This window comes from Streptomyces sp. NPDC046915, assembly GCF_040644935.1.
Lineage (GTDB): Bacteria > Actinomycetota > Actinomycetes > Streptomycetales > Streptomycetaceae > Streptomyces.
This window is the reverse complement of the sequence record NZ_JBEYXB010000003.1, coordinates 303,633-323,022: the sequence shown is the minus strand read 5'-3', so window position 1 is coordinate 323,022 and position 19,390 is coordinate 303,633. Positions and strand designations below refer to the sequence as shown.

The 19,390-nt window shown below is 72.0% G+C and carries 17 protein-coding genes and 1 riboswitch; of the genes, 8 read left to right on the top strand and 9 right to left on the bottom strand.

From position 1 onward, the window contains the following. Nucleotides 1-2: 2 nt before the first annotated feature. The 4 genes from ABZ915_RS09635 to ABZ915_RS09620 form a co-directional block, all read right to left on the bottom strand. A complete protein-coding gene (locus ABZ915_RS09635) occupies nucleotides 3-1,976 on the bottom strand; it encodes an Ig-like domain repeat protein (RefSeq protein WP_361798571.1) in 1,974 nt (657 codons plus the stop codon). Between the two features lie 118 nt (nucleotides 1,977-2,094). Then, on the bottom strand, nucleotides 2,095-3,336 hold the full coding sequence (locus ABZ915_RS09630; protein WP_361798568.1) for an amidohydrolase: 1,242 nt from the start codon (nucleotides 3,334-3,336) through the stop codon (nucleotides 2,095-2,097). Between the two features lie 334 nt (nucleotides 3,337-3,670). Continuing rightward, entirely contained in the window at nucleotides 3,671-4,273 is a 603-nt protein-coding gene (locus ABZ915_RS09625) for a hypothetical protein (RefSeq protein WP_361798565.1), read from the bottom strand. Between the two features lie 331 nt (nucleotides 4,274-4,604). Next, complete coding sequence (locus tag ABZ915_RS09620; RefSeq protein ID WP_361798562.1) at nucleotides 4,605-4,778, bottom strand: hypothetical protein; 174 nt, start codon at nucleotides 4,776-4,778, stop codon at nucleotides 4,605-4,607. Between the two features lie 101 nt (nucleotides 4,779-4,879). Here ABZ915_RS09620 and ABZ915_RS09615 point away from each other — a divergent pair, with 101 nt between their 5' ends. Then, complete coding sequence (locus tag ABZ915_RS09615; protein ID WP_361798560.1) at nucleotides 4,880-6,223, top strand: tetratricopeptide repeat protein; 1,344 nt, start codon at nucleotides 4,880-4,882, stop codon at nucleotides 6,221-6,223. Between the two features lie 120 nt (nucleotides 6,224-6,343). Further along, a complete protein-coding gene (locus tag ABZ915_RS09610; protein ID WP_361798557.1) occupies nucleotides 6,344-7,144 on the top strand; it encodes a GAF and ANTAR domain-containing protein in 801 nt (266 codons plus the stop codon). An 11-nt stretch (nucleotides 7,145-7,155) separates the two neighbouring features. Here ABZ915_RS09610 and ABZ915_RS09605 read toward each other — a convergent pair whose 3' ends face one another. Next, nucleotides 7,156-7,932: a hypothetical protein gene (locus ABZ915_RS09605; protein ID WP_361798554.1), complete on the bottom strand. Its 777-nt coding sequence runs from the start codon at nucleotides 7,930-7,932 to the stop codon at nucleotides 7,156-7,158. A 236-nt stretch (nucleotides 7,933-8,168) separates the two neighbouring features. Here ABZ915_RS09605 and thrS point away from each other — a divergent pair, with 236 nt between their 5' ends. Next, a complete protein-coding gene (gene thrS, locus ABZ915_RS09600; protein ID WP_361798551.1) occupies nucleotides 8,169-9,434 on the top strand; it encodes a threonine--tRNA ligase in 1,266 nt (421 codons plus the stop codon). A gap of 42 nt (nucleotides 9,435-9,476) precedes the next feature. Then, the gene (locus ABZ915_RS09595; protein WP_361798548.1) at nucleotides 9,477-10,442 is read left to right on the top strand and encodes a nucleoside hydrolase; all 966 of its coding nucleotides are present in this window, start codon (nucleotides 9,477-9,479) and stop codon (nucleotides 10,440-10,442) included. Here the strand turns inward: ABZ915_RS09595 and ABZ915_RS09590 are convergent. Continuing rightward, nucleotides 10,418-11,875: an FAD-dependent monooxygenase gene (locus tag ABZ915_RS09590; RefSeq protein ID WP_361798546.1), complete on the bottom strand. Its 1,458-nt coding sequence runs from the start codon at nucleotides 11,873-11,875 to the stop codon at nucleotides 10,418-10,420. The genes ABZ915_RS09595 and ABZ915_RS09590 overlap by 25 nt on opposite strands. A gap of 117 nt (nucleotides 11,876-11,992) precedes the next feature. On the opposite strand from ABZ915_RS09590, the gene ABZ915_RS09585 reads away from it, so the two are divergent. After that, nucleotides 11,993-12,616 carry a helix-turn-helix domain-containing protein gene (locus ABZ915_RS09585; protein ID WP_361798543.1) on the top strand — a complete coding sequence of 208 codons (624 nt, stop codon included), beginning with the start codon at nucleotides 11,993-11,995 and terminating at the stop codon, nucleotides 12,614-12,616. A 29-nt stretch (nucleotides 12,617-12,645) separates the two neighbouring features. Here ABZ915_RS09585 and ABZ915_RS09580 read toward each other — a convergent pair whose 3' ends face one another. Next, nucleotides 12,646-13,758 carry a HoxN/HupN/NixA family nickel/cobalt transporter gene (locus ABZ915_RS09580; RefSeq protein WP_361798540.1) on the bottom strand — a complete coding sequence of 371 codons (1,113 nt, stop codon included), beginning with the start codon at nucleotides 13,756-13,758 and terminating at the stop codon, nucleotides 12,646-12,648. Between the two features lie 29 nt (nucleotides 13,759-13,787). After that, nucleotides 13,788-13,973, bottom strand: a riboswitch (cobalamin riboswitch). An 80-nt stretch (nucleotides 13,974-14,053) separates the two neighbouring features. Between ABZ915_RS09580 and ABZ915_RS09575 the strand changes: the two genes are divergently transcribed. Continuing rightward, nucleotides 14,054-14,413, top strand: coding sequence for a metalloregulator ArsR/SmtB family transcription factor (locus tag ABZ915_RS09575; protein ID WP_361798537.1), 360 nt, complete (start codon nucleotides 14,054-14,056; stop codon nucleotides 14,411-14,413). A gap of 23 nt (nucleotides 14,414-14,436) precedes the next feature. Here the strand turns inward: ABZ915_RS09575 and ABZ915_RS09570 are convergent, their stop codons facing one another. Continuing rightward, on the bottom strand, nucleotides 14,437-15,363 hold the full coding sequence (locus ABZ915_RS09570; RefSeq protein WP_361798534.1) for an LAETG motif-containing sortase-dependent surface protein: 927 nt from the start codon (nucleotides 15,361-15,363) through the stop codon (nucleotides 14,437-14,439). 284 nt (nucleotides 15,364-15,647) lie between these two features. On the opposite strand from ABZ915_RS09570, the gene ABZ915_RS09565 reads away from it, so the two are divergent. Next, nucleotides 15,648-17,303 (top strand): glycoside hydrolase family 13 protein, encoded by a 1,656-nt coding sequence (locus ABZ915_RS09565; protein ID WP_361798531.1) that lies wholly within the window; start codon nucleotides 15,648-15,650, stop codon nucleotides 17,301-17,303. Nucleotides 17,304-17,671: 368 nt separating this feature from the next. Here the strand turns inward: ABZ915_RS09565 and ABZ915_RS09560 are convergent, their stop codons facing one another. Then, a complete protein-coding gene (locus tag ABZ915_RS09560) occupies nucleotides 17,672-18,415 on the bottom strand; it encodes a DUF4142 domain-containing protein (RefSeq protein ID WP_361799457.1) in 744 nt (247 codons plus the stop codon). 260 nt (nucleotides 18,416-18,675) lie between these two features. On the opposite strand from ABZ915_RS09560, the gene ABZ915_RS09555 reads away from it, so the two are divergent. Then, nucleotides 18,676-19,368, top strand: a complete 693-nt coding sequence (locus tag ABZ915_RS09555; protein WP_361799454.1) for a DUF6445 family protein — start codon at nucleotides 18,676-18,678, stop codon at nucleotides 19,366-19,368. The last annotated feature ends 22 nt before the right edge of the window (nucleotides 19,369-19,390 follow it).

Here is a 19,390-nt window from a genome sequence, read left to right as displayed (position 1 = left end):
CCTCAGCTGGTGAACGTGAGGTACTTCCAGGCGCCGTGCGTCGTGGAGTTCACGGTGTCACCGGAGGAGCCGTTGATGTACGAGGAGCGGACCCGGAAGCGCCAGCCGACGTCCTGGCTGTGGTTGCCGGTGATCTCCACCTTCGAGACACCGTCGGTGCCCATGCCGAAGTACTCGGCGTCACCGGCGCGCCAGGCGCCCTGGTAGTACACCTCGAACTCGAACTTCTGCTTCCGGCCCGGGAGGTACGGCATCTTCGTCGTGATCACCGGGTTCTTGGACTTGTGGACGAAGTAGTACGTGTGGCCCCACGTGTTCTTCGTCCTGTAGTGGCCGCTGACCGAGGTGGACACGCTCACCTGGGCGCCGACCGTGCTGGTCGCCGACCGCGGCTGGTAGCGGGCGTCGCCGGCGAACTTCGCGGTGACCTTGGTGTCCCGCTTCAGGTCCAGGACGACCGACAGGTTGCCGGCGGAGTTGACCTTCCCCGACTTCACCAGCTTGTCGGTCTTGTCGGAGCCGAACGGGTCGGCCCAGATCTCGACCGTGCGGTTCTTGTACGTCGTGCCGAGGTGGGCCGTGAACTTCACGTCCTTGCCGTACGAGTACACCTTGCCGTTGTTGTCGACCGTCAGCGCCGGCTTGGCGCGGGAGACGTCGACGGTGTCGGAGGCCTTCGCGGCGGCGTGGTCGGCGTCGCCCGCGTACGCCACCGTGTACTTCACCTTGCCGCCGGCCGGCGGGGTGTCCGTGAAGGAGTAGGTGCCGTCGGCCTTGACCGTCACCGGGGCGAGGGCCTTGCCGTTCGGGGAGTCCAGGTCGGTACGGGTGACCGTCAGCTGGGCGCCCGCCGGGAGCGCGGTCTTCGAGGTGACGGTGCCCTTGACGGTGAGCTTCTTGGCCCGGGGGGCCGTCGCCGGGGCGTCCACGGTGACGGTGGTGGCCGCCTTGGCGGGGGCGTCGAACTCGCGCAGCGAGTACACGCCCTCGCTGTTCCTGGACACCGCGAACAGCCGGGAGCCGTCCGGGGCCCAGGCCAGCCCGGAGGAGGCCAGCAGGTCGGAGCCGCTGGTCTGGCCGGTGTTGGGGAAGTCGTAGGTGCGGACCGCCTCGCCGCTGCCCGGCTTGAAGACGTAGACGTCCGGCTCGTACGAGCCGTCGATACCGGCCGCCACCGTGCCGTCGGGCGCGATGGCCACCGAGTTCGGGTAGGCGTCGGTGACGTACTTGCCGTCCTCGTTGAGGTCGGCGGTCTTGAACACCTGCTGGTAGTACGGTGCGCCGCTGGCCACCACGACGTCCTTGCCGTCGGGGGTGACCTGGAGGTCGCCGAGGTTGCTGCCGGCCTCGCGGGTGCTCGCCACCCGGCTCGCGGTTCCCGACGAGACGTCGTACGAGGCCAGTTCGACGGGGCTCTGGCCGACCGCGCCCGCGATCAGCGTGGTGGAGCCCGGCGCCGCGTCCAGCATCGGTGCGGAGTACCAGCCGTTGTCCTGGCCCAGGGTGACCTCGTGCTGCTCGCCCGTCAGGTCGACGGAGCCGAGGTTGCCCTGGGTGGCGCCGCCGTAGCCGAACCACAGCTTGCCGCCCGCGAGGGCGACGCTCAGCGGCTTGTCGCCCACCGTGTAGCGGGTGGTCTCGGTGTCGGTCGCGGTGTCGATGACGGCGATGGCGTCCAGGTCCTGCACGGCCGCGTAGAGCGTGCCCGAGTCGGCGGACAGCTCCAGGCCGAAGACACCGGAGAGGTTGGTGGTGAGCTGCTTGACGACGTTGCCGGCGTAGTCCGTGACGACGATCTTGCCGTTGCTCGGGTCGCTGACGAAGACCTGCTTGTGGACGCCGTCCACCACGATGTCACCGGTCTGCCTGACCGGCAGGATCTTGGTGGAGTCGGCGGACGCCGGAGTGGCGGCGAGCGCCGCCGAGCTGAGGAGGACCGCCAGGGTGGTGGCGGTGGTGAGGGTGCGCTTACGCACGCTGATTCGAACCCCCCGGATCGAATGGAAGTAAAGGAGCGTCACGCGACACGGCCGCTGATGTGTGTGTCCCCTGTGGGCCGTGTGTGACGACTGAGTGAAGCGCTTGCAGGCTACGTCATGCAACTGACAATTGAGCCAGGGCTCCGGCGACCAGCGTCCGCACGCCCGGCGCGACCGTGGAGAGATCGGGCGCGAAGTGCGGGCTGTGGTTGCTCGGTACGGCCTGGAGCTTGTCCGGGATGCCCTCGCCCTCCGCCGCCTCCCACACCGCGTGCGGAGTGGTCGTCACGAACCAGTACGAGTACGGGATCGAGCCCGCCGCCAGCTGCGGGAAGTCCTCGCTGCCCATCGCCGGGCCCGGGTCGAACACGGTCGCCGCGCCGAACACCTCGCCGTGCACGGCGGCGACCCGGCGGTCGGTCTCCATGTCGTTCACCGTCACCGGGAAGGTCGCCCCGACGGTCACCTCGGGCTCCTTCGGGCACCCGGCCGCCAGGCACTCGCCGAGCGCGATACGCCGGATCGCGGCGAGCATGCGCTGCCGCACCGCCTCGGACTGGGTGCGCAGATTCAGGGCGATGCGCGCCTCGGCCGGGATGATGTTGTGCCGGGTGCCCGCCTCGATCCGGCCGACCGTCAGCACGGCGGACTCGGCGGCCGCGGTCTCCCGGGCGACGACGGTCTGGAGCCGGGTGACGAGATACGCGGCCGTCACCACCGGATCGACGGTCGCCTCGGGCCGGGATCCGTGCCCGCCCCGCCCGTGCACGACGATGTCCACGTCCGTCGAGGCGGACATGATCAGTCCGGGCGCGTGCGGGTACAGGCCGGCCGGACCGGGGGCCGCGTGCTGCCCGAGCAGCACGTCCGGCCGTACGAACCGCTCGTACAGCCCGTCCGCGACCATGCCGGCCGCGCCCTGCCCGGTCTCCTCGGCGGGCTGCCCCACCACCAGCAGCGTCCCCGACCAGGTCTCCCGCCCGTCCGCCAGCGCCGCCGCCGCGCCCGCGAGCCAGGTGACGTGCAGATCGTGCCCGCAGGCGTGCATCACTCCGTCCGCCTCCGAGGCGTACGGCAGTCCGGTCTCCTCCCTGACCGGCAGCGCGTCCATGTCCGCCCGCAGCAGCACGGCCGGGCCGTCCCCGTTCCGCAGCAGCCCCGCCACCCCGGTCCCCCCGACCCCCTCGACCGTCTCGAACCCGGCCGTCCGCAGCCGCTCGGCGAGCCGGCCGGCGGTGCGGTGCTCGGCCATGGACAGCTCCGGGTGTCGGTGCAGGTCCCGGTAGAAGTCCTCCAGGGAGGGGACGGGGAGCCCGGCGGTCAGGTCGAGGGCGGTGCGGGCGGCGGCGGAGGTCATGGGGGTCAGGTTAGGCCTTCGTCCGTCACCCGTCCGGCGGTGCCGGAACTCCGGGAGGAAAGGGCCGGCGGCCCGGGCGCGGCAAGGGCGTCAACGGCAGGCGCTCCGGCGGGAGTCATGGGTCGAAGGGGCGGGTGGAAGGGCGGGGCTGCCGCACGGGTGGAGGGGTCGTGCACGCCCTGTCCGGCGCTGACAGGGCGTGCACGACGTCCGGGGTGTCGGAGAATGGTCATTACTGGGCTACCGCCCGGAGCGCAATGCCCCAGGTGGGTGGCCTGGACGGGTACCCCGGCCCGATTGCGGCGGGCCGGGGGCTCCATCTCAGGCATCAGGTTCACCAGTCGTTGTCGTCGTCGCGGTCGTGGTCGCGGTCGTGGTTGTCGCGGACCACCCGGAAGCTGGCCGCGCCGACGCCGAGGCCGGGCACCGGGAAGGTGGGGATCACACCGAAGCTGGAGCTGTGGGGCCCGACCGTGGCGATGGGAGCGCCGTTGTCGCAGACCACTCCGTTGAACACCTCGACGGTCCTGCGGCTGTCGTTGCGGATGTTCAGGCTGTTGGCGCCGCCCAGGAGGAGCACGGTGATGCAGTCGCCCGGGCGGCTGGAGTAGCTCCGCTCGTTGACGTCGATCCGGCCCTCGTCCTCGTGGCGACGCTCCTCGTGGCGGCCCTCGCGGCCTTTGCCCTGGAAGCTGTTGCCTCCGATGTTGCCCACGAAGGCGCTGACATTGTTGTTGCCCTCGTTGCCCTTTCCTCCGGGGTCGCCACCGGTGCCGGTACCGAGAGCGGGCTCCTGCATGGCCTCCGCCTTCTGGACGGCCGGCGCCTGGTCGACCGGCCCGGAGGCGGCCGAGGCGTAGGTGAGGCCGCCCGCGACCAGGGCCGTGGCGGCCACGACTCCCGCGGTGACAGCGGTGGAGCGGCGGGTCTTCAGCATGCAGCTTCTCCTGTCTGAGAGAGACCGGCCGGGACAGCCGGCACGTGATTGAACGTACTAACCACCACCATGGCTGTCATATCGGGCAAATCGGAAGGCTGCTCTCAGGGCTCCGAACGAGGGATGCCGGAGGGTCTCCCGGCCGGTCGGCTGCGTGTGAAGTGCCCCTGGCGAAAGGGAACTTGAGGGACAGTTAGCCTTTCAAGGTGATAATCTGATATATCGTCACTCCTTCGGCAGTAAGCCCCAGGGGAACCGCCGGCACGACGAGCTGAGTGACCATCAGGGAACGCGCACGCCGCCTCCGGGCGGCGCCGGGGCCCGGCCGGGCCTAGCGGCGCGGTGCGTGCTGGGCCGAGGGTGTGGCGTGGGTGCTGTCCGCGGCGCGGGCCGGGCCCGCGTTCGCCGCCGTGACGAGGGCGGCCACGGCGACCACGGCCGCGGCGACACCTCTGGCGTACCGTTCGGTGGGGCGTCCGTAGCGTGCGGCTGAGCGTCCGAGCACGGCGACCTCGCAACAACAGCGGCGTATTAACCATGTTTAATGCGACGCTTAACCTAGGGGCTGGCCAAGCCGAACGGCAAGGGGTTTAGGGGGAGTTGGGGGTGCAGGAACGTGACGATCCTGAGACCATCGGGCGCCGGGTGCAGCAGCTGCGGGCGGAACGCGGTCTGACGCAGAAACAGTTGGCGGAACCCGCCTACACGCCCGCCTATGTCTCGACGCTCGAGGCGGGACGGGCGCGGGCCTCCGACGAGGCGTTGCGGCACATCGCGGGCCGGCTCGGCGTCACCTTCGAGGAGCTGGCCCTGGGGCGCTCCCCCCACCTGGCCACCGATCTGCGGCTGCGGCTCACCGAGGCACAGCGGACCCTGGCCACGGGCGAGGCCAAGGAGGCGGCCGCCCAGTACGCCGCCCTGCTCGCGGAGGCGGAGACGCACGGGCTGGCCTGCGAACAGGCCACCTCGCTGCTCGGACTCGGGGAGTGCGCCCTCGAGACGGGTGATCTGGTGGAGGCCAGGCAGTACTTCGAGCGTGCCGAGGAGGGGATGGCCTCGGAGCCGCTCCCGGTGCGGGTGCCCGCCCTGCGCGGCCGCGCCGTCGCCCACTACCTCGCCGGTGAACTCCGGTACGCGGTGTACCTGTTGGAGTCCACCGTCGACGAGCTCAACCGTGGCGGGCTGCACGACCCGGACGCGCTGCTCCTGCTCTACGCCAGCGTCATCGGCCCCTACATGGACATGGGCGCCCACGCCCGCGCCGCCCAGGCCGCCGAGTTCGCCCTCGCGCTCGCGCCGCAGGTCGAGGACCCCGCACTGCTCGCTCGGATGCACCGCTCCGTCGCCCGTACCCTGCTCGCCGAGGGCCGGGTCGCCGAGGCCGACGCCTCCCTGGCCAAGGCGGCCGAGCTCTACCGCCGGCTCCAGATCCGTACCGAACTCGCCAACTGCCACTGGATGCGCGGGTACGTGTACGCCCAGGACGGTGAACTGGAGCGCGCGGAACACGAGTTGCGCGAGGCGCTCACCATGCTCTCCGCCACCCGCGCCGCCCTCTACAGCAGCCAGGCCGCCGTCGAGCTCGCCGACGTCCTGCACCGGCGCGGCAAGTCGGAGGAGGCCGCCGAGCTGCTGCACGGGGTGCTCGGGGACCTGTCGTCGGAGCGGGGCGCCGTGCACTCGGCGGCCGCGCACCGCCTGCTCGGGATCATCGCCGAGGACGCCCGGGACACGGAGGCCGCCGAGGAGCACTACGTGCGCGCGCTGAGCCTGCTGGAGCGGGCGGGCGCCGCCGGTGACCTCGCCGACCTGTGCCGGCTGCTCGGCGACCTGCTGCGCCGGACCGGGCGGGTGGAGGCCGCCCTGGACGCCTACCGGACGGGGCTGGGGCACCGTACGGCCCCCGGCACCACCACCCTCGGGCCGGCTCCCGCGCAGCCTCCGCTCTGAGCGGCGCCAAAAGCTGTTTCGCCCCCCTCGCCACGGGTAGTCGAAAGTCCTCTCGGGCAGGGTGACCTGCTCCGGGAGCCTTCGACGACGGCCGGGCCGAGGCTGAAGGAGGCGGTGAAGGTGCGGCCCAGGGACGACGGTGCGCGTCTCGGCGGTTCCGGCGGCGCAGGGGAGGAGCGGCGCCCCCCGGGCGTTCCCGGAAACGCGGCACCGCACTTCGAGGACCCGGCGGAAGCCCTGGCCGCGGCGGTGCGCGGCGCGACGGCCGAGCAGGTGCCGGAGCGGCTGTGCGCGGCCGCGGTCGAACTGCTGCCGGTGACCGGCGCGAGCGTGTCACTGCGCAGCGAGGGCGTGCCGGTGCTGGTCGGGGCCAGTGACGACACGGCGGCCGGTGTGGCGGAGATGCAGGCCACGCTGGGCGAGGGGCCGTGCGTGTGCGCCGCGGAGACCACCGCGGCGGTGTTCGCCGGCGATCTCACGGCCGGGCAGGACATGGCACGCTGGCCGGTGTACGCGCAGCAGGCGACCGGCGCGGGGATCCGGGCGGCGTACTCATTGCCGCTCGGCGACTCCACGGTGTGCGTGGGCACGTTCGACCTGTACGGCACCGACCCCGGCGAGCTGGCCGGCCCCGATCTGCACACCGCCCGGCTGCTGGCGGGCGCGCTGACCACGGCGCTGATGTCGCTGCCCCGGGACGAGGAGGTCGGCCGCGCGGACGGCTTCTGGCTCGGCGGCCTGACCACCGGGCACAACGAGATCCAGCAGGCCATCGGCATGATCATGGCCCAGCTGGGGATCGACGCGGACGAGGCCCTGGCCCGCCTGCGCGGCCACGCCTTCGCCTGCGGGCGTACCGCGCTGGAGATGGCCCACGACGTGGTCGCCCACCGCGAGCGGTTCCACGAGGAGCGGGCCTGAACCGTGGGCGGTCAGGCCTGGGTGCGGGCCTGGGCGCGGACCTGGGTCAGGCGCTGGGCGCCGAGTTCCAGGGCCCGGCGGGTGCTGTCGTCCGGGGGTACGGAACCGAGCGCGCCGTCGGTGAGCACGATCGCCTCGTCCGCGACCCGTACCGCGGCGACCTCCAGGGTGAGCACGGGTGACTGCCCGTTCATGTCGCTCTCGCCGGTCAGCGTCACCCGCAGGCCCTGGCGGGCGTCCCCGACGGCCGGCAGCAGCAGCTCCTCGACCTGGACGGTCTCGACGCCCGAGCTCGTGGTCGTCGCCAGGAACTGTCCGCAGGTGCTCGGCAGCGTCCGCAGCCAGGCCAGCGCGCGGTCCACGTCCGCCGGGCGGTGGGCGGCGACCTGGTAACGCAGCTGGGCCTGGTCGTCGCCGTCGTCGAGGGCGGACACGGCCCGGCTGCCCGACGGCCGCCCGAACGGCTCCTCCGTGTACAGCGCCTCCAGCAGCCGCTGGCAGTCGGGCGACGCGGTCGTCGTCGCCTTCAGCAGCCCGTCCCGCCAGGTCGCCGCGCCCTCGGACGGCATCCAGGGCGCGCCGAGATCGGCCTCGTTGATCAGCGCGGCCCGGGTCTGGGCGTCGGTGAGGCCGGGAGCGGAGCCGGCCCCGGTGTCCGGCCCGCTCGAAACGGGGGCGGCGAGCGGATCCCGGGCCTGCCCCGGCGTGCCGGCCAGGCAGGCGGAGGCGGTGAACAGCGTGACCGCGGTGACGGCGACGGCGGCGGCGGGGGTGGGGCGGCGGCGCATGTACCCACGGCACCATTGCCTCCGGCGGGCCACCAGTTGTCCGGGCCGTCCGGGTGAGGGGTGCCGTCCGGCGGGAAAATGCGTGGCCCCGCCCACGCGCCCTTGTTAGCGTCCCTCCCATGAAGCGCGCCCCGTCCTCCCCCTTCCGTACGACGACGCCGGAGTACGTCCCGGTGCGCTGACAGGTGACCTCAAGTCCGAAGCCCCGGGGCGAGTGCCCCGGGGCTTCGGTGTGTGTGCGTCCCGGTTCTCGTCCCGGCCACCACACCACCCGCGAGGAGACCGCGATGCACGACCACCGCCGGCTCGGCCGTGAGCTGGGCCTGTTCGACACCGATCCGCTGATGGGCGCGGGGCTGCCGTACTGGCTCCCGGACGGGGCCGTCGTACGGCACACCCTGGAGGAGTACGTCCGTCAGGCGGAGCGCGCGGCCGGGTACCGGCACGTGTACTCGCCCGTCCTCAGCAAACGGGAGCTGTACGAGCTGTCCGGTCACTGGGACCACTACAGCGACGACATGTTCCCGCCCATGCGGCTCGGGGCGGAGGAGGTCGTGCTGCGCCCCAGCCTCTGCCCCCACCATGCGCTCATCTACCGTTCCCGCTCCCGCAGTTACCGCGAACTGCCGCTGCGGATCGCGGAGTTGGGTGCCATGTACCGTTCCGATCCGTCCGGGGTGCTGGGCGGGCTGACCCGGGTGCGGTCCATCCAGCTCAACGACGCCCATGTCTTCTGCACCCTGGACCAGGCGGTCGAGGAGGCCGGGGCGGCCCTGGGCCTGATCGCCCGCGCCTACGCCGACCTCGGCATCCGCGCCTCCCGGTACCGTCTCTCGCTTCCCGGCGAGGGCGGCAAGTACGTCGCCGACCCGGCCCTGTGGCGGCGGGCGACCGCGATGCTGCGGGAGGTGCTGGAGGAGTCCGGGCAGGAGTACGAGGAGGCGGCGGGCGAGGCAGCCTTCTACGGCCCCAAGATCGACGTGCAGATCACCGACCCCGCCGGCCGTGAGGCCACCCTGTCCACCGTCCAGATCGACTTCCACCAGCCCGAACGCTTCGACCTGCACCACATCGGCGCCGACGGGGCCAGACACCGCCCGGTCATGGTGCACCGCAGCGTCATCGGCAGCATGGAGCGAGCGGTCGCGCATCTCGTCGAGGAGCACGGCGGCGCCTTCCCGGCCTGGCTGGCGCCGGTGCAACTGGTCGTGCTGCCGGTCGCCGAGGCACAGGCGGAGCAGGCGGAGGCGGTGGTGCGGGAGGCCGCCGCGCGGGGCCTGCGGGCCGAACTCTCCGGTCCCGGGCAGGGCACCCTGGGCGCCCGGATCCGCGCGGGGCGCCTGGTGCCGTACCAGGCGGTGATCGGCGACCGGGAGGCTGGCGCGGGCCTGGCCGCCGTACGGCTGCGGGACGGCCGGCGACCGGGCGCCCTTCCCGTCGACGAGCTGCTGCGGCGGATCGGCGACCGGGTGCGGGCACGCGGTACCGCCCTGTGGGAGTGACCTGGCAGGCCCTAGTGTCGGTCACGACGGAAGGAGTCCGCCGTGACCGGTCAGCCCATCCCCGTGATCATCGACTGCGACACCGGTGTCGACGACGCCCTCGCCCTGCTGTTCGCCGTCCGCCACCCGGACCTGGAGCTGCGCGCGGTGACGTGCGTGGCCGGGAACACGGACGTCGACGGGGTGGTCCGCAACACGCTGACCGTGCTGGAACAGGCGGGCGCGCCGGACATCCCGGTGGCCCGGGGTGCCGAGCGGCCGCTGATCGAGCCGTCCCGCTCGGCCCGGCACGTGCACGGGCACGACGGGATGGGCGACCTCGGGCTGCCCGCGCCCACCCGGGCCCCGGCCGCAGTGGACGCGGTGACGCTGCTGCGCCGCGAGATCCTCGCCTCGCCCCGCCCGGTCACCCTGATCCCGACGGCCCCGCTCACGAACATCGCCCTGCTGCTGCGCACCCACCCGGAGGTGACCGGCAACATCGAGCGGATCGTGTTCATGGGCGGCGCGGTGGCCACCGGGAACGCCACGCCCGTCGCCGAGTTCAACGTCTGGCACGATCCGGAGGCGGCGGCGATCCTGCTCACCGCCGGGGTGCCGATCACCATGTACGGGCTGGACGTCTTCCAGCGGGTCGTCGTCCCCGGCGTCCAGGTGCGGCGGCTGCGGGCGAGCACCGAGCCCGGCACCCGGCTGGCCGGCGAGCTGCTCGCCCACCGGCCGGCCACGCAGGGCGGCTCCGCCGAGGCCGAGGCGGCGGGCGGCCTCGGTGACGCGGGCGCGGTCTGCGCGGTCGCCGACCCGGAGGGCATCACCACCGGCCTGCTGCCTGTCGAGGTCTGCCTCGCCCCCGGTCCCGGCCGGGGTCAGACGATCGTCGACCGCCGGCCCCGGCCGGGCGAGTCCGAGATCCACGAGGGCGTCCGCGAACAGACCCTGGTGGACGTGGCGTTGGACGTGGACGTCGACCGGTTCGTGAAGCTCTACCTGGAGACCGTCGAGCGGTAGGGCGAAAGGCCCTGGGCCAGGAGGGACCAGCACGGATCGCCGACGAGGGCGTCCAGGTCGGGGGCTGTGTCCGCCGCCCAGGCCGCGTAGCCGTCGGGGCGGACCAGCACCGCCCCGGGCAGTCCGTCCACCGGCTCGGCGCGGACGGCGTCGAGGTGGGGCGGGAGGAGTCCGGCCAGGTCGAGCAGGACGGGTCGGCCGGACCGGAACAGCGACGGATCGAGACCGGCGACCCGGTGCCCGGCGAGCGGGTGGCCGCCGGGGACGTCGTAGGAGTGCGACAGCCCCGACATCAGCCCGGCCAGGTGCCGGTTGGCCTCGGGCAGGCGCATCAGGTCGGTGAAGACCTGGCGCAGCTCGACGACGTCCGCGCCGGGCCGGGGGGCGGCGAAGACCCGCTGTGCCTGGGTGATGTGCAGGACCCACGCCCCGGCCGGGTGCCGCTCGGCGTGGTAGGTGTCCAGCAGGTCCGCCTCGGCCCGGCCCCGCAGTACGGCGGCCAGCTTCCAGCCCAGGTTGAAGGCGTCCTGCACGCCCAGGTTCAGGCCCTGCCCGCCGAAGGGAGGGTGGATGTGCGCGGCGTCACCGGCGAAGAACACATTGCCCACCCGGTAGTGGTCGACCTGCCGGGTGGCGTCGCCGAACCGCGAGGCGTTGTCCACGGCGGCCAGGACGGTCTCCTCGCCGTACACGACGCGCAGCGTCTCGGCGATCTCCTCGAAGGTCACCGGCCTGTCCCTGGGCAGGTCCTCCTCGTCCACCGTCCCGCCGGTGAACCGGTAGCGGTCGCCGCCGACCGGCACCAGCATCACCCAGCGGTGGCCGGCCTCGCGCGTGAGCGTGCTGATGTGCCCTTGGGTCTTCGGCACGAGGTCGGACACGGACGACAGTCGCACGTCGGCCAGGATCGCCGTGTACGTCCCGGGCCTGCCGGAGAAGGGCACGCCGAGCAGCTTCCTGACCGTGCTGTGCCCGCCGTCGCAGGCCGCCAGGCAGCGGGCCTCGATCCGCCGGTCGCCCGCGGTCACGACCACGCCGTCCTCGGACTGCTCCACGGCCGTCAACGGGGTGTCGCGCAGCACCTCGACCCCCAGCTCCGTGGCCCGCTGCTCCAGCACTTCCTCGATCTCCCACTGCGGGATCGAGAGTGGGTAGGGGTGCGCGGTGTCCCAGGCCGTGCAGTCCAGCGGCACGGGCAGTAACGCGAAGTGCCCGCCCACCGGCTCGCGTGCCATTGCCCTGGCCCGCATCGGGTCCAGCAGGCCGCGCAGCTCCAGCAGTTCCTGGGTGCGCGGCTGGATCGCCCCGCCCTTGATCTGCTCGACCCGCTGCGGCAGACGCTCGACCACCAGGGTCCGCACGCCCGCCAGCGCCAGCTCGCAGGCCAGCGTAAGCCCGGTGGGTCCGGCACCCGCCACGATCACGTCGGTCATCGCTCCTCCTTGGACTCGACCGAGTGAAAATATACACCGAGTGCAAGAAGGATTCGAGTGCAATGAGAATCCGGATGCAAGAAGAATCCGGGTGCAGATATTTGGTACGGTGGGGGCATGACAGGGCTGCGTGAACGCAAACGCGCTCGGACCCATGCCGCCATCTCGGACGCGGCCATCGCGCTCTTCCTTGAGCACGGGTTCGACCAGGTGTCGGTGGCACAGGTGGCGGAGGCCGCCGAGGTGTCGAAGCGGACGGTGTTCGCCTACTTCGCCACCAAGGAGGAGCTCGTCATCCACCGCCTCGCCGACCACGAGACCGAGGCCGCCCGCGTGGTGCGCGCCCGGCCGTCGGCCGTCGGGCCGCTGTCAGCCCTCCGCGACCACTTCATGGCGGGCCTGCGCGACCGCGACCCGATCACCGGCCTCAACGACGTCCCGCAGATCCTGGCGCTGACCCGGATGATCCTTCGGACCCCGGCGCTGCGCACGAGCATGGTCCGTTTCGACGAGGGGGCGCAACGCGCGCTCGCGGAGGCGCTGCGGGACACCACCGAGGTCCCCGCCCTGACCGCGCGCCTCGCGGCGAGCCAGATGGTGGGTACGCAGAGGCTGCTGTCCATGGACAACTTCCAGGCGGTGGCCGGCGGCCGGTCCGCCGACGACCGCTACCCGGAGGCGGTCGCCGACGCCGAACACGCCTTCACGCTGCTGTCCGAGGGGCTGGCCGCGTACGTGTAGCCGGCGGCGGACCCTGCGGGCCTGTCCGGTCAGCACACCTGGTCGGTGTCGGCCTGTGCCGGTGCCTGTGCCTGTGCCTGTGCCTGTGCCGGTGCCTGTGCCTGTGCCTGTGCCGTCCAGCGTTCCTCGACCCTGGCCAGCTTCCAGTACGCCAGTGCCGCCGCCCACACCACCACGAACAGGCCGACGATGAGGTAGCCGACGTTGCCGAGTTCGAGGCCGAGGAGTTCCATCGTGGCGATGACGAAGGCGACGGCGATGGACAGGCCGGTGATGGTGAGGTTGTAGAAGACCTTGCGCACCGGGTTCGAGAACGCCCACTGGTAGGCGAAGTTCATGAACGTGCCGTCGAGGGTGTCGAACAGGCTCATGCCGGCCGCGAACAGCAGGGGCAGGCAGAGGATCGCGTACCAGGGCAGTCCCGCCGCCGCGCCCGAGCCGGCCATCACCATCAGCGTGACCTCGGTCGCCGTGTCGAAGCCGAGGCCGAAGAGGAAGCCCAGCGGGAACATCTGGCCGGGCCGGGTGATGGACCTGGTGAGGCGGCCGAGGAGGCGGTTCATGAAGCCGCGGGAGTCGAGGTGCTGTTCGAGCTCCTTCTCGTCGTACGAACCCGCCCGCATCGCCCTGAAGACGCGCAGGATGCCGACGAGGGCGACGAGGTTGAGCGCGGCCACGAGATAGAGGAACGTGGCCGAGATCGTCGTACCCATGAAGCCCAGCACCTGGTGGGTGCGGGAGTTCTCGTTCATCACCCGGCCCGCCAGCTGGGTGCCGCCGGCGATCATCGCGGCCAGCACGACCACGACGCTGGAGTGCCCGAGCGCGAACCAGAAGCCCACCGAGACCGGCCGCTTGCCGTCGGCCATCAGCTTGCGGGTGGTGTTGTCGATCGCGGCGATGTGGTCGGCGTCGAAGGCGTGCCGCATGCCGAGGGTGTAGGCGGTGACGCCGAGCCCGATGCCGAAGGCCTTGGAGCCGACCTCGTAGTGACCGGGGGCGACGAGGAGGAACAGGATGCCGAAGGCGACGACGTGGAGGGCGGCGATCACACCCATCAGCCCGGCTGTCTTGACGGTGTCCTCGCGCCGCCAGCGGAAGGAGGCGGCCTTGGTCTCGGGCACGGTCTCGGGCAGGGTCATCCGGTTTCACGCTCCAGCACCTCGTGGATCACTTCGTGAGCTGCCGTGGCCGGTCTCCTGGCTTTCGGGTCATGCGTCCGCCGTCCCTGCCTTCCCGGTCGTACGACCAGTGGCCCGGCGGGTGCCGGACGGGACGGGAACTCCCCGATTCACAGTGGCGAGGGCCGCGTCGACATCGCATCGACTTCCCGAGCACCACGGCCCGCCCACCGTAGGGGCGCGGGCGGTCGTCTGCATAGCTGCGTACCTGCGCAGGTATGGAAGATCACAGAAGGGCGCCTGCGAACATGGCGGTATGCATCTCGTGCCTGCCGACCGCGCGGACCGTCGCACCATCGACGGTCACCGGGTGTGCGACGCCATCGCCGCGATCGGCGAACCCGGCCATGTGCGCGCCTGGGCCGACCGCTTCTCCCTGCTCGCCGACGCCAAGCGGCTCGCTCTGCTGCTCGCCCTGCACCGCACCGGCCCGCTCGCCGTGTCCGACCTGGCGATCGCCACCGGAATGAACGACCCCGCGGTGTCGCAGGCGCTCAGGCTGCTGCGGGCCGCGGGGGTCGTGGAGGGCGAGAAGGAGGGACGGGTGGTCAGGTACCGGGTGGTGGACACGGAGGTTCAGGGCTTGCTCAAGCACTGCACGGCCGACGGAGACTGAGCGGCCCCGGCCCCCTGGAAGGGTCAGCCGCGTGCGGTCCGCTTGCGGCGCGTCGCGACGACGATGGCCGCGCCGCCCGCGAGGAGCACCGCCGCGCCTCCGGCGAGGATGCCGGAGCTGCTGCCGCCACCGGTCTCGGCGAGGTCGCCGCCGCCACCGTCGGGCGTCGGGGCCGCGGCCGGGGTGGACTCGGAGGCGGACGGGGTCGGCGTGCCGGTGGACTTCGACTCCGAGGCGCTCGGGGTCGGGGTGTCGCTGCCCTTGGCCGGCGTCGACGGCTGGGCCGGGGCGGACTCCGGCGCCGAGGGGGTCGGCGTGGCGGACTCGGTGGAGGCGCACTCCTTCGTGCCGCCGTTCCAGGCCGCGATCAGCTTGTCCTTGATGACCGGGTGATCCGGGCCCTTGGGCAGGTCGCCGTGCTCGAAGCCGTCCTTGGCGTCGAGCTTGCCGTCGAACTTCACCGCGCCCCGGTACAGGTCGATCTGCGCGAAGCAGCCCGCGTCGGGCACCGCGATGTCGAGGGAGTCGGTCTGGCCCGGCTTGACGGTCACGGTGTCGAAGTCGACGAAGACCTGCTCGCCGGAGGTGTTGAAGGAGGCACCGTGGGCGAGGTAGGAGGCCAGCGAGGCGGTGCAGGTGGAGGCGTCACCGGCGGTGCGGACCTTGACGTGGACCTTGCCGTCCTCGGTGGGCTTGAGGTTCTGGTCGTCGACCTTCACCGAGTCGTAGAAGCTGGTGCCGTCGAGCGAGAACTGGCAGCGGTCGGTACCGGTCTCCGTGCCCGCGCCCGTCCCCGGCTTGTAGGTGCCGCCGGACTTCCAGCCGTCGCCGCCGGGCGCGTCGTTGGCCAGAGCCGCGGAGGCGGCGGCGACGGAGGCCGCGCAGAGGGCGAGCGTCGCGACGCCCGTCCCCAGCAGGCGGCGCGTGGTGGCACGGCTCGCTATGGACATGTGTATCCCATCAGGAGTTCTGAGAGTGCTTCAGGCAGCGCGAAGCGGACCGCGGCAGGCCGAAGCAGGTCGAAGACACCGGGCCCATCGGTCACATGCGCCACAGCGTGTGCACATGGTGGGTCGACCGGCAGAACCCTGTCAACCTGCGCTGTAGCAAGGGGAGTTCGGCGCTCAACACAACTTCGCCACACTGGGAATGATCTACTCCGCAGAGTGTGAAGGTTCGCTTTCCCGGCAATGTGGACAGGCTCTCCCCTGTCGTCCTTTCCAAGGGAGCCACTGTGACCGACCATTCGTCCAGGAACCCCGACTGGTGGCGCCAGGCCGTCGTCTACCAGGTCTATCCCCGCAGCTTCGCCGACGCCGACGGCGACGGGCTCGGCGACATCCGGGGCATCGCCGAGCGCCTGCCCCATGTGGCCGCGCTGGGCGTCGACGCCCTGTGGCTGAGCCCCTTCTACCCCTCCGAACTCGCCGACGGCGGCTACGACGTCGCCGACCACCGGGACGTCGACCCCCGCCTCGGCACACTGGACGACTTCGACGCCATGGTCGCCGCGGCCCACCGGCTCGGCCTGAAGGTCGTCGTCGACATCGTCCCCAACCACACCTCGCACCTGCACCCCTGGTTCCAGGAGGCGCTGCGCGCCGGCCCCGGCTCCGCCGCCCGCGACCGCTACGTCTTCCGTGCCGGCCGGGGCGAGAGCGGCGAACTCCCGCCCACCGACTGGCAGTCGGTCTTCGGCGGCAGCGCCTGGCAGCGGGTCCCCGACGGCCAGTGGTACCTCCATCTGTTCGCCTCCGAGCAGCCCGACCTCAACTGGGACAACGAGGAGGTCCGCGCAGACTTCCGCACCACCCTGCGCTTCTGGTCCGACCGGGGGGTCGACGGCTTCCGTGTCGACGTCGCCCACGGCCTGGCCAAGGACCTCACCGAACCGCTCCGCGATCTCGCCGAACTCGGCGACCTCGGCCCGACCGGCGAGGAGTCCCTGGAACACGTACCGCCCGGCAGCCACCCCTACTGGGACCGCGACGAGGTCCACGAGATCTACCGCGACTGGCGCAAGATCTTCGACGCCTACACCCCGCCCCGCACGGCGGTCGCCGAGGCCTGGGTCCCGGACGCCCGCCGCGCCCTGTACGCCCGCCCGGACGAACTGGGCCAGGCGTTCAACTTCGAGTACCTGCAAGCGGGCTGGGGAGCGGACGAGCTGCGCAGCGTCATCACCGACTCGCTGCGCACGGCCCGCACGGCAGGGGCCTCCGCCACCTGGGTCCTGTCCAACCACGACGTCGTACGCCACCCCTCCCGGCTGATGCTCCCGCCCGGCACGGACGACAACGCCTGGCTGCTCTCCGGCGGCCGGGCACCCGGGATCGACGACGCGGCGGGCCTGCGCCGGGCTCGGGCGGCGACCCTGCTGATGCTGGCCCTGCCCGGATCCGCGTACGTCTACCAGGGCGAGGAACTCGGTCTGCCCGAGGTGGCCGGCCTGCCCACCGAGGTCCTCCAGGACCCGATCTGGGGACAGAGCGGCCACGTCCGCAAGGGCCGCGACGGCTGCCGGGTACCGCTGCCGTGGACGACTGACGGCCCGTCGTACGGCTTCGGCGCGGCGGGTGCCTGGCTGCCCCAGCCGCCGGCCTTCGCCGCGTACGCGGTCCAGGCCCAGGACGGCGTCGAGGGCTCCACCCTGGAGCTCTACCGCAGGGCCCTGCGCCTGCGCCGCAAACTCATCGAGGGCGAGTCGCTGGCCTGGGCCCCGGACGCACCCGCCGGCGTCCTTCAGTTCGCCCGCTCGGACGGCTGGCGGTGCGTCACCAACCTCGGCGACGAGCCGGTACCGCTGCCGCCCGGGGAGGTACTGCTGAGCAGCGCGCCGGTGCCGGACGAAGGCGACCTGCCGCCCGACACCACCGTGTGGCTGGCCTAGGGCCTGTCCGGCGGATCATGCCGCAGACGCGGGGCTTGGCACGCCCTCCCCCACTCTCGACTTCGCTCGAGCGGGCGGTGCCCCCACCGGCGTTGTCGTCGGTTGCCGACTCCCTCCGCCTTGCAGCTGGACGCACCAAGCCCCGCCCACCAGCACCGATGAGGCACCGCCCACTTCCTGCGGCCTGATCCGCCGTACGGGACCTAGTGCCGCCACAGGCAACGTTCGCCCCGTCGCGACGCCCGGCACGCACTCTCGCCGCACCGGGCACAAGCCCAAGTACATCCAGTACGAGGGCTCGCACCCGGCACGCCGAGAGCACGCACCGGACGCCGCTCCTTGACGGGCAAACGTTGCCTGCCGCGGCACTAGCCGCCCGACGCGCTGGGGGAGGGGCCGGCGGCGGGGGCCGAGCCGACGCCCAGGCCGCTGAGGTCCAGTGCGGTCGACGTCTCGGTCGGCGGTGCGGTGAGCACCACCTGCGGCTGCCCGGCGGGCGGAGCGGGCGGGGTCAGCATGGTGGCCGGCATCTTCGGCGGGTTCGTCTGCGTGTTGAGGGTCGTGTCGAAGTCGACGTCGCCCGTCTTCTCCATGACCGTCATATGGTCCAGAACCGTGTCGTTGGCCTGGTCGGCGAGTGCGCGCACCAGCGAGTTCTTGGTGGTGGAGCGGATCTTCGCGATGGTGTTGAAGATCGAGCCGTGCGTCATCCGCAGGATGTTGGCGAAGTCGACGTCGAACTGCTTGCCGCTGTCACTCTTCAGCTGGGTGACGAAGCCCTCCTGCTGGGGGCTCGCGATGTTGGGCAGCGTGATGTTCAGCAGGGGAGCGATCTTGCGGCAGGAGACGTCCAGCGCGGCGTGGCCGTCGATCAGGTGGTTGCTGGCCGTCTTGACCGCCGCCGACTGGCCCTTCTGAAGCCCGATCTGGCCGACCGGGTACTCCCAGAGTCCCGCCGCCCGCACCTTCACCACGAAGTCCCGGTCGCCCTCCGTCAGCGGGCCCCACTGGGTGTTGGCGATGACCCGGGACTGGTCGCTGGAGACGGTGGACACCCCGAGCATGCTCGGGTAGGCCATCGCTACAAGCGTCACCGCCATGGCCCCGCCCACGAAGAGAGTTCCCGTCGCGTTTCGCGAAAAGCGCACCGTGCCTCCTGCCCGGTAGTGGATCCCACCCGCCGAGGCGAGAGGTTCGGACGCACTGGAGTACGGACGGGGAAGCCGGATGACTCTATGGTTTCGGCAAAAATTTCGGGGAGTCGCCGAGACGGCCCGGCTTTCCGCTGGTCGAACCCCTTTCCGTTGACCGAACATTGACCAGTCGTGGGGAGAGTCCAGACGGGCCCCGGCTATACGTTCGCCGCATGTCCATGTCACCACGGCCCGGACGGCCCGCGCGGGCCGCCGCCCCCCTCCCCGTGCTTCCCTACCGCAAGCCCACCAAGGGCCGCGACTACTGGGTCCTGGACGACGTCCTGCCGGACGTGGACGCCGTACGGCAGCGGTGTCTCGCCAAGGACGACTGGGTCGAGGGATATCCGTACACGCAGGAGACCTGGCCGGGACTGCGGGCCATGCCGGGGCTGGAGCCGGGCGAGCTGGCGCGGATCGAGCGGCTGGTGAAGAAGGCCACGGGCGCCCGGGAGCTGTGGGTGCAGCAGGCGCCCGGCGGCGGCACCCTGAACCACAACTGCGTACAGGTGGTGGGCGAGGGGGAGAGCGAGCCCCGGCCGCACACCGACTCGCGTGCCCTGTGCCGCTACGCGGCCGTGCTCTACCTCAACCCGGGCGTGCCCAAGGACTGCGGCACCGGCTTCTACCGGCAGTCCATGCCCGGCGGACGCCTCGGCGGCAATGTCGTCCAGGCCCCGCACAACAACCTCGTCGAGGCCCTCGGCACCCGGTTCGTCGCGCCGGACGCCTTCGAGGAGGACGTGCGCGTCCCCCACAAGTACAACCGTCTGCTCCTCTACAACGCCAACCTCGTGCACAGCGCGAGCGGTTACTTCGGCAGGACGCTGGAGGAGAAGCGGATGACGGCGGTCTTCTTCTGGATGGCCTGAGCCGCGGGGCCGGCCGCGGGCC

Coding starts and splice junctions, on each gene's coding strand:
- ABZ915_RS09630 (WP_361798568.1), bottom strand. CDS start 3,336: ATGACCTCCGCCGCCGCCCGCACCGCCCTCGACCTGACCGCCGGGCTC.
- ABZ915_RS09625 (WP_361798565.1), bottom strand. CDS start 4,273: ATGCTGAAGACCCGCCGCTCCACCGCTGTCACCGCGGGAGTCGTGGCC.
- ABZ915_RS09605 (WP_361798554.1), bottom strand. CDS start 7,932: ATGCGCCGCCGCCCCACCCCCGCCGCCGCCGTCGCCGTCACCGCGGTC.
- ABZ915_RS09590 (WP_361798546.1), bottom strand. CDS start 11,875: ATGACCGACGTGATCGTGGCGGGTGCCGGACCCACCGGGCTTACGCTG.
- ABZ915_RS09585 (WP_361798543.1), top strand. CDS start 11,993: ATGACAGGGCTGCGTGAACGCAAACGCGCTCGGACCCATGCCGCCATC.
- ABZ915_RS09580 (WP_361798540.1), bottom strand. CDS start 13,758: ATGACCCTGCCCGAGACCGTGCCCGAGACCAAGGCCGCCTCCTTCCGC.
- ABZ915_RS09575 (WP_361798537.1), top strand. CDS start 14,054: ATGCATCTCGTGCCTGCCGACCGCGCGGACCGTCGCACCATCGACGGT.
- ABZ915_RS09570 (WP_361798534.1), bottom strand. CDS start 15,363: ATGTCCATAGCGAGCCGTGCCACCACGCGCCGCCTGCTGGGGACGGGC.
- ABZ915_RS09555 (WP_361799454.1), top strand. CDS start 18,676: ATGTCACCACGGCCCGGACGGCCCGCGCGGGCCGCCGCCCCCCTCCCC.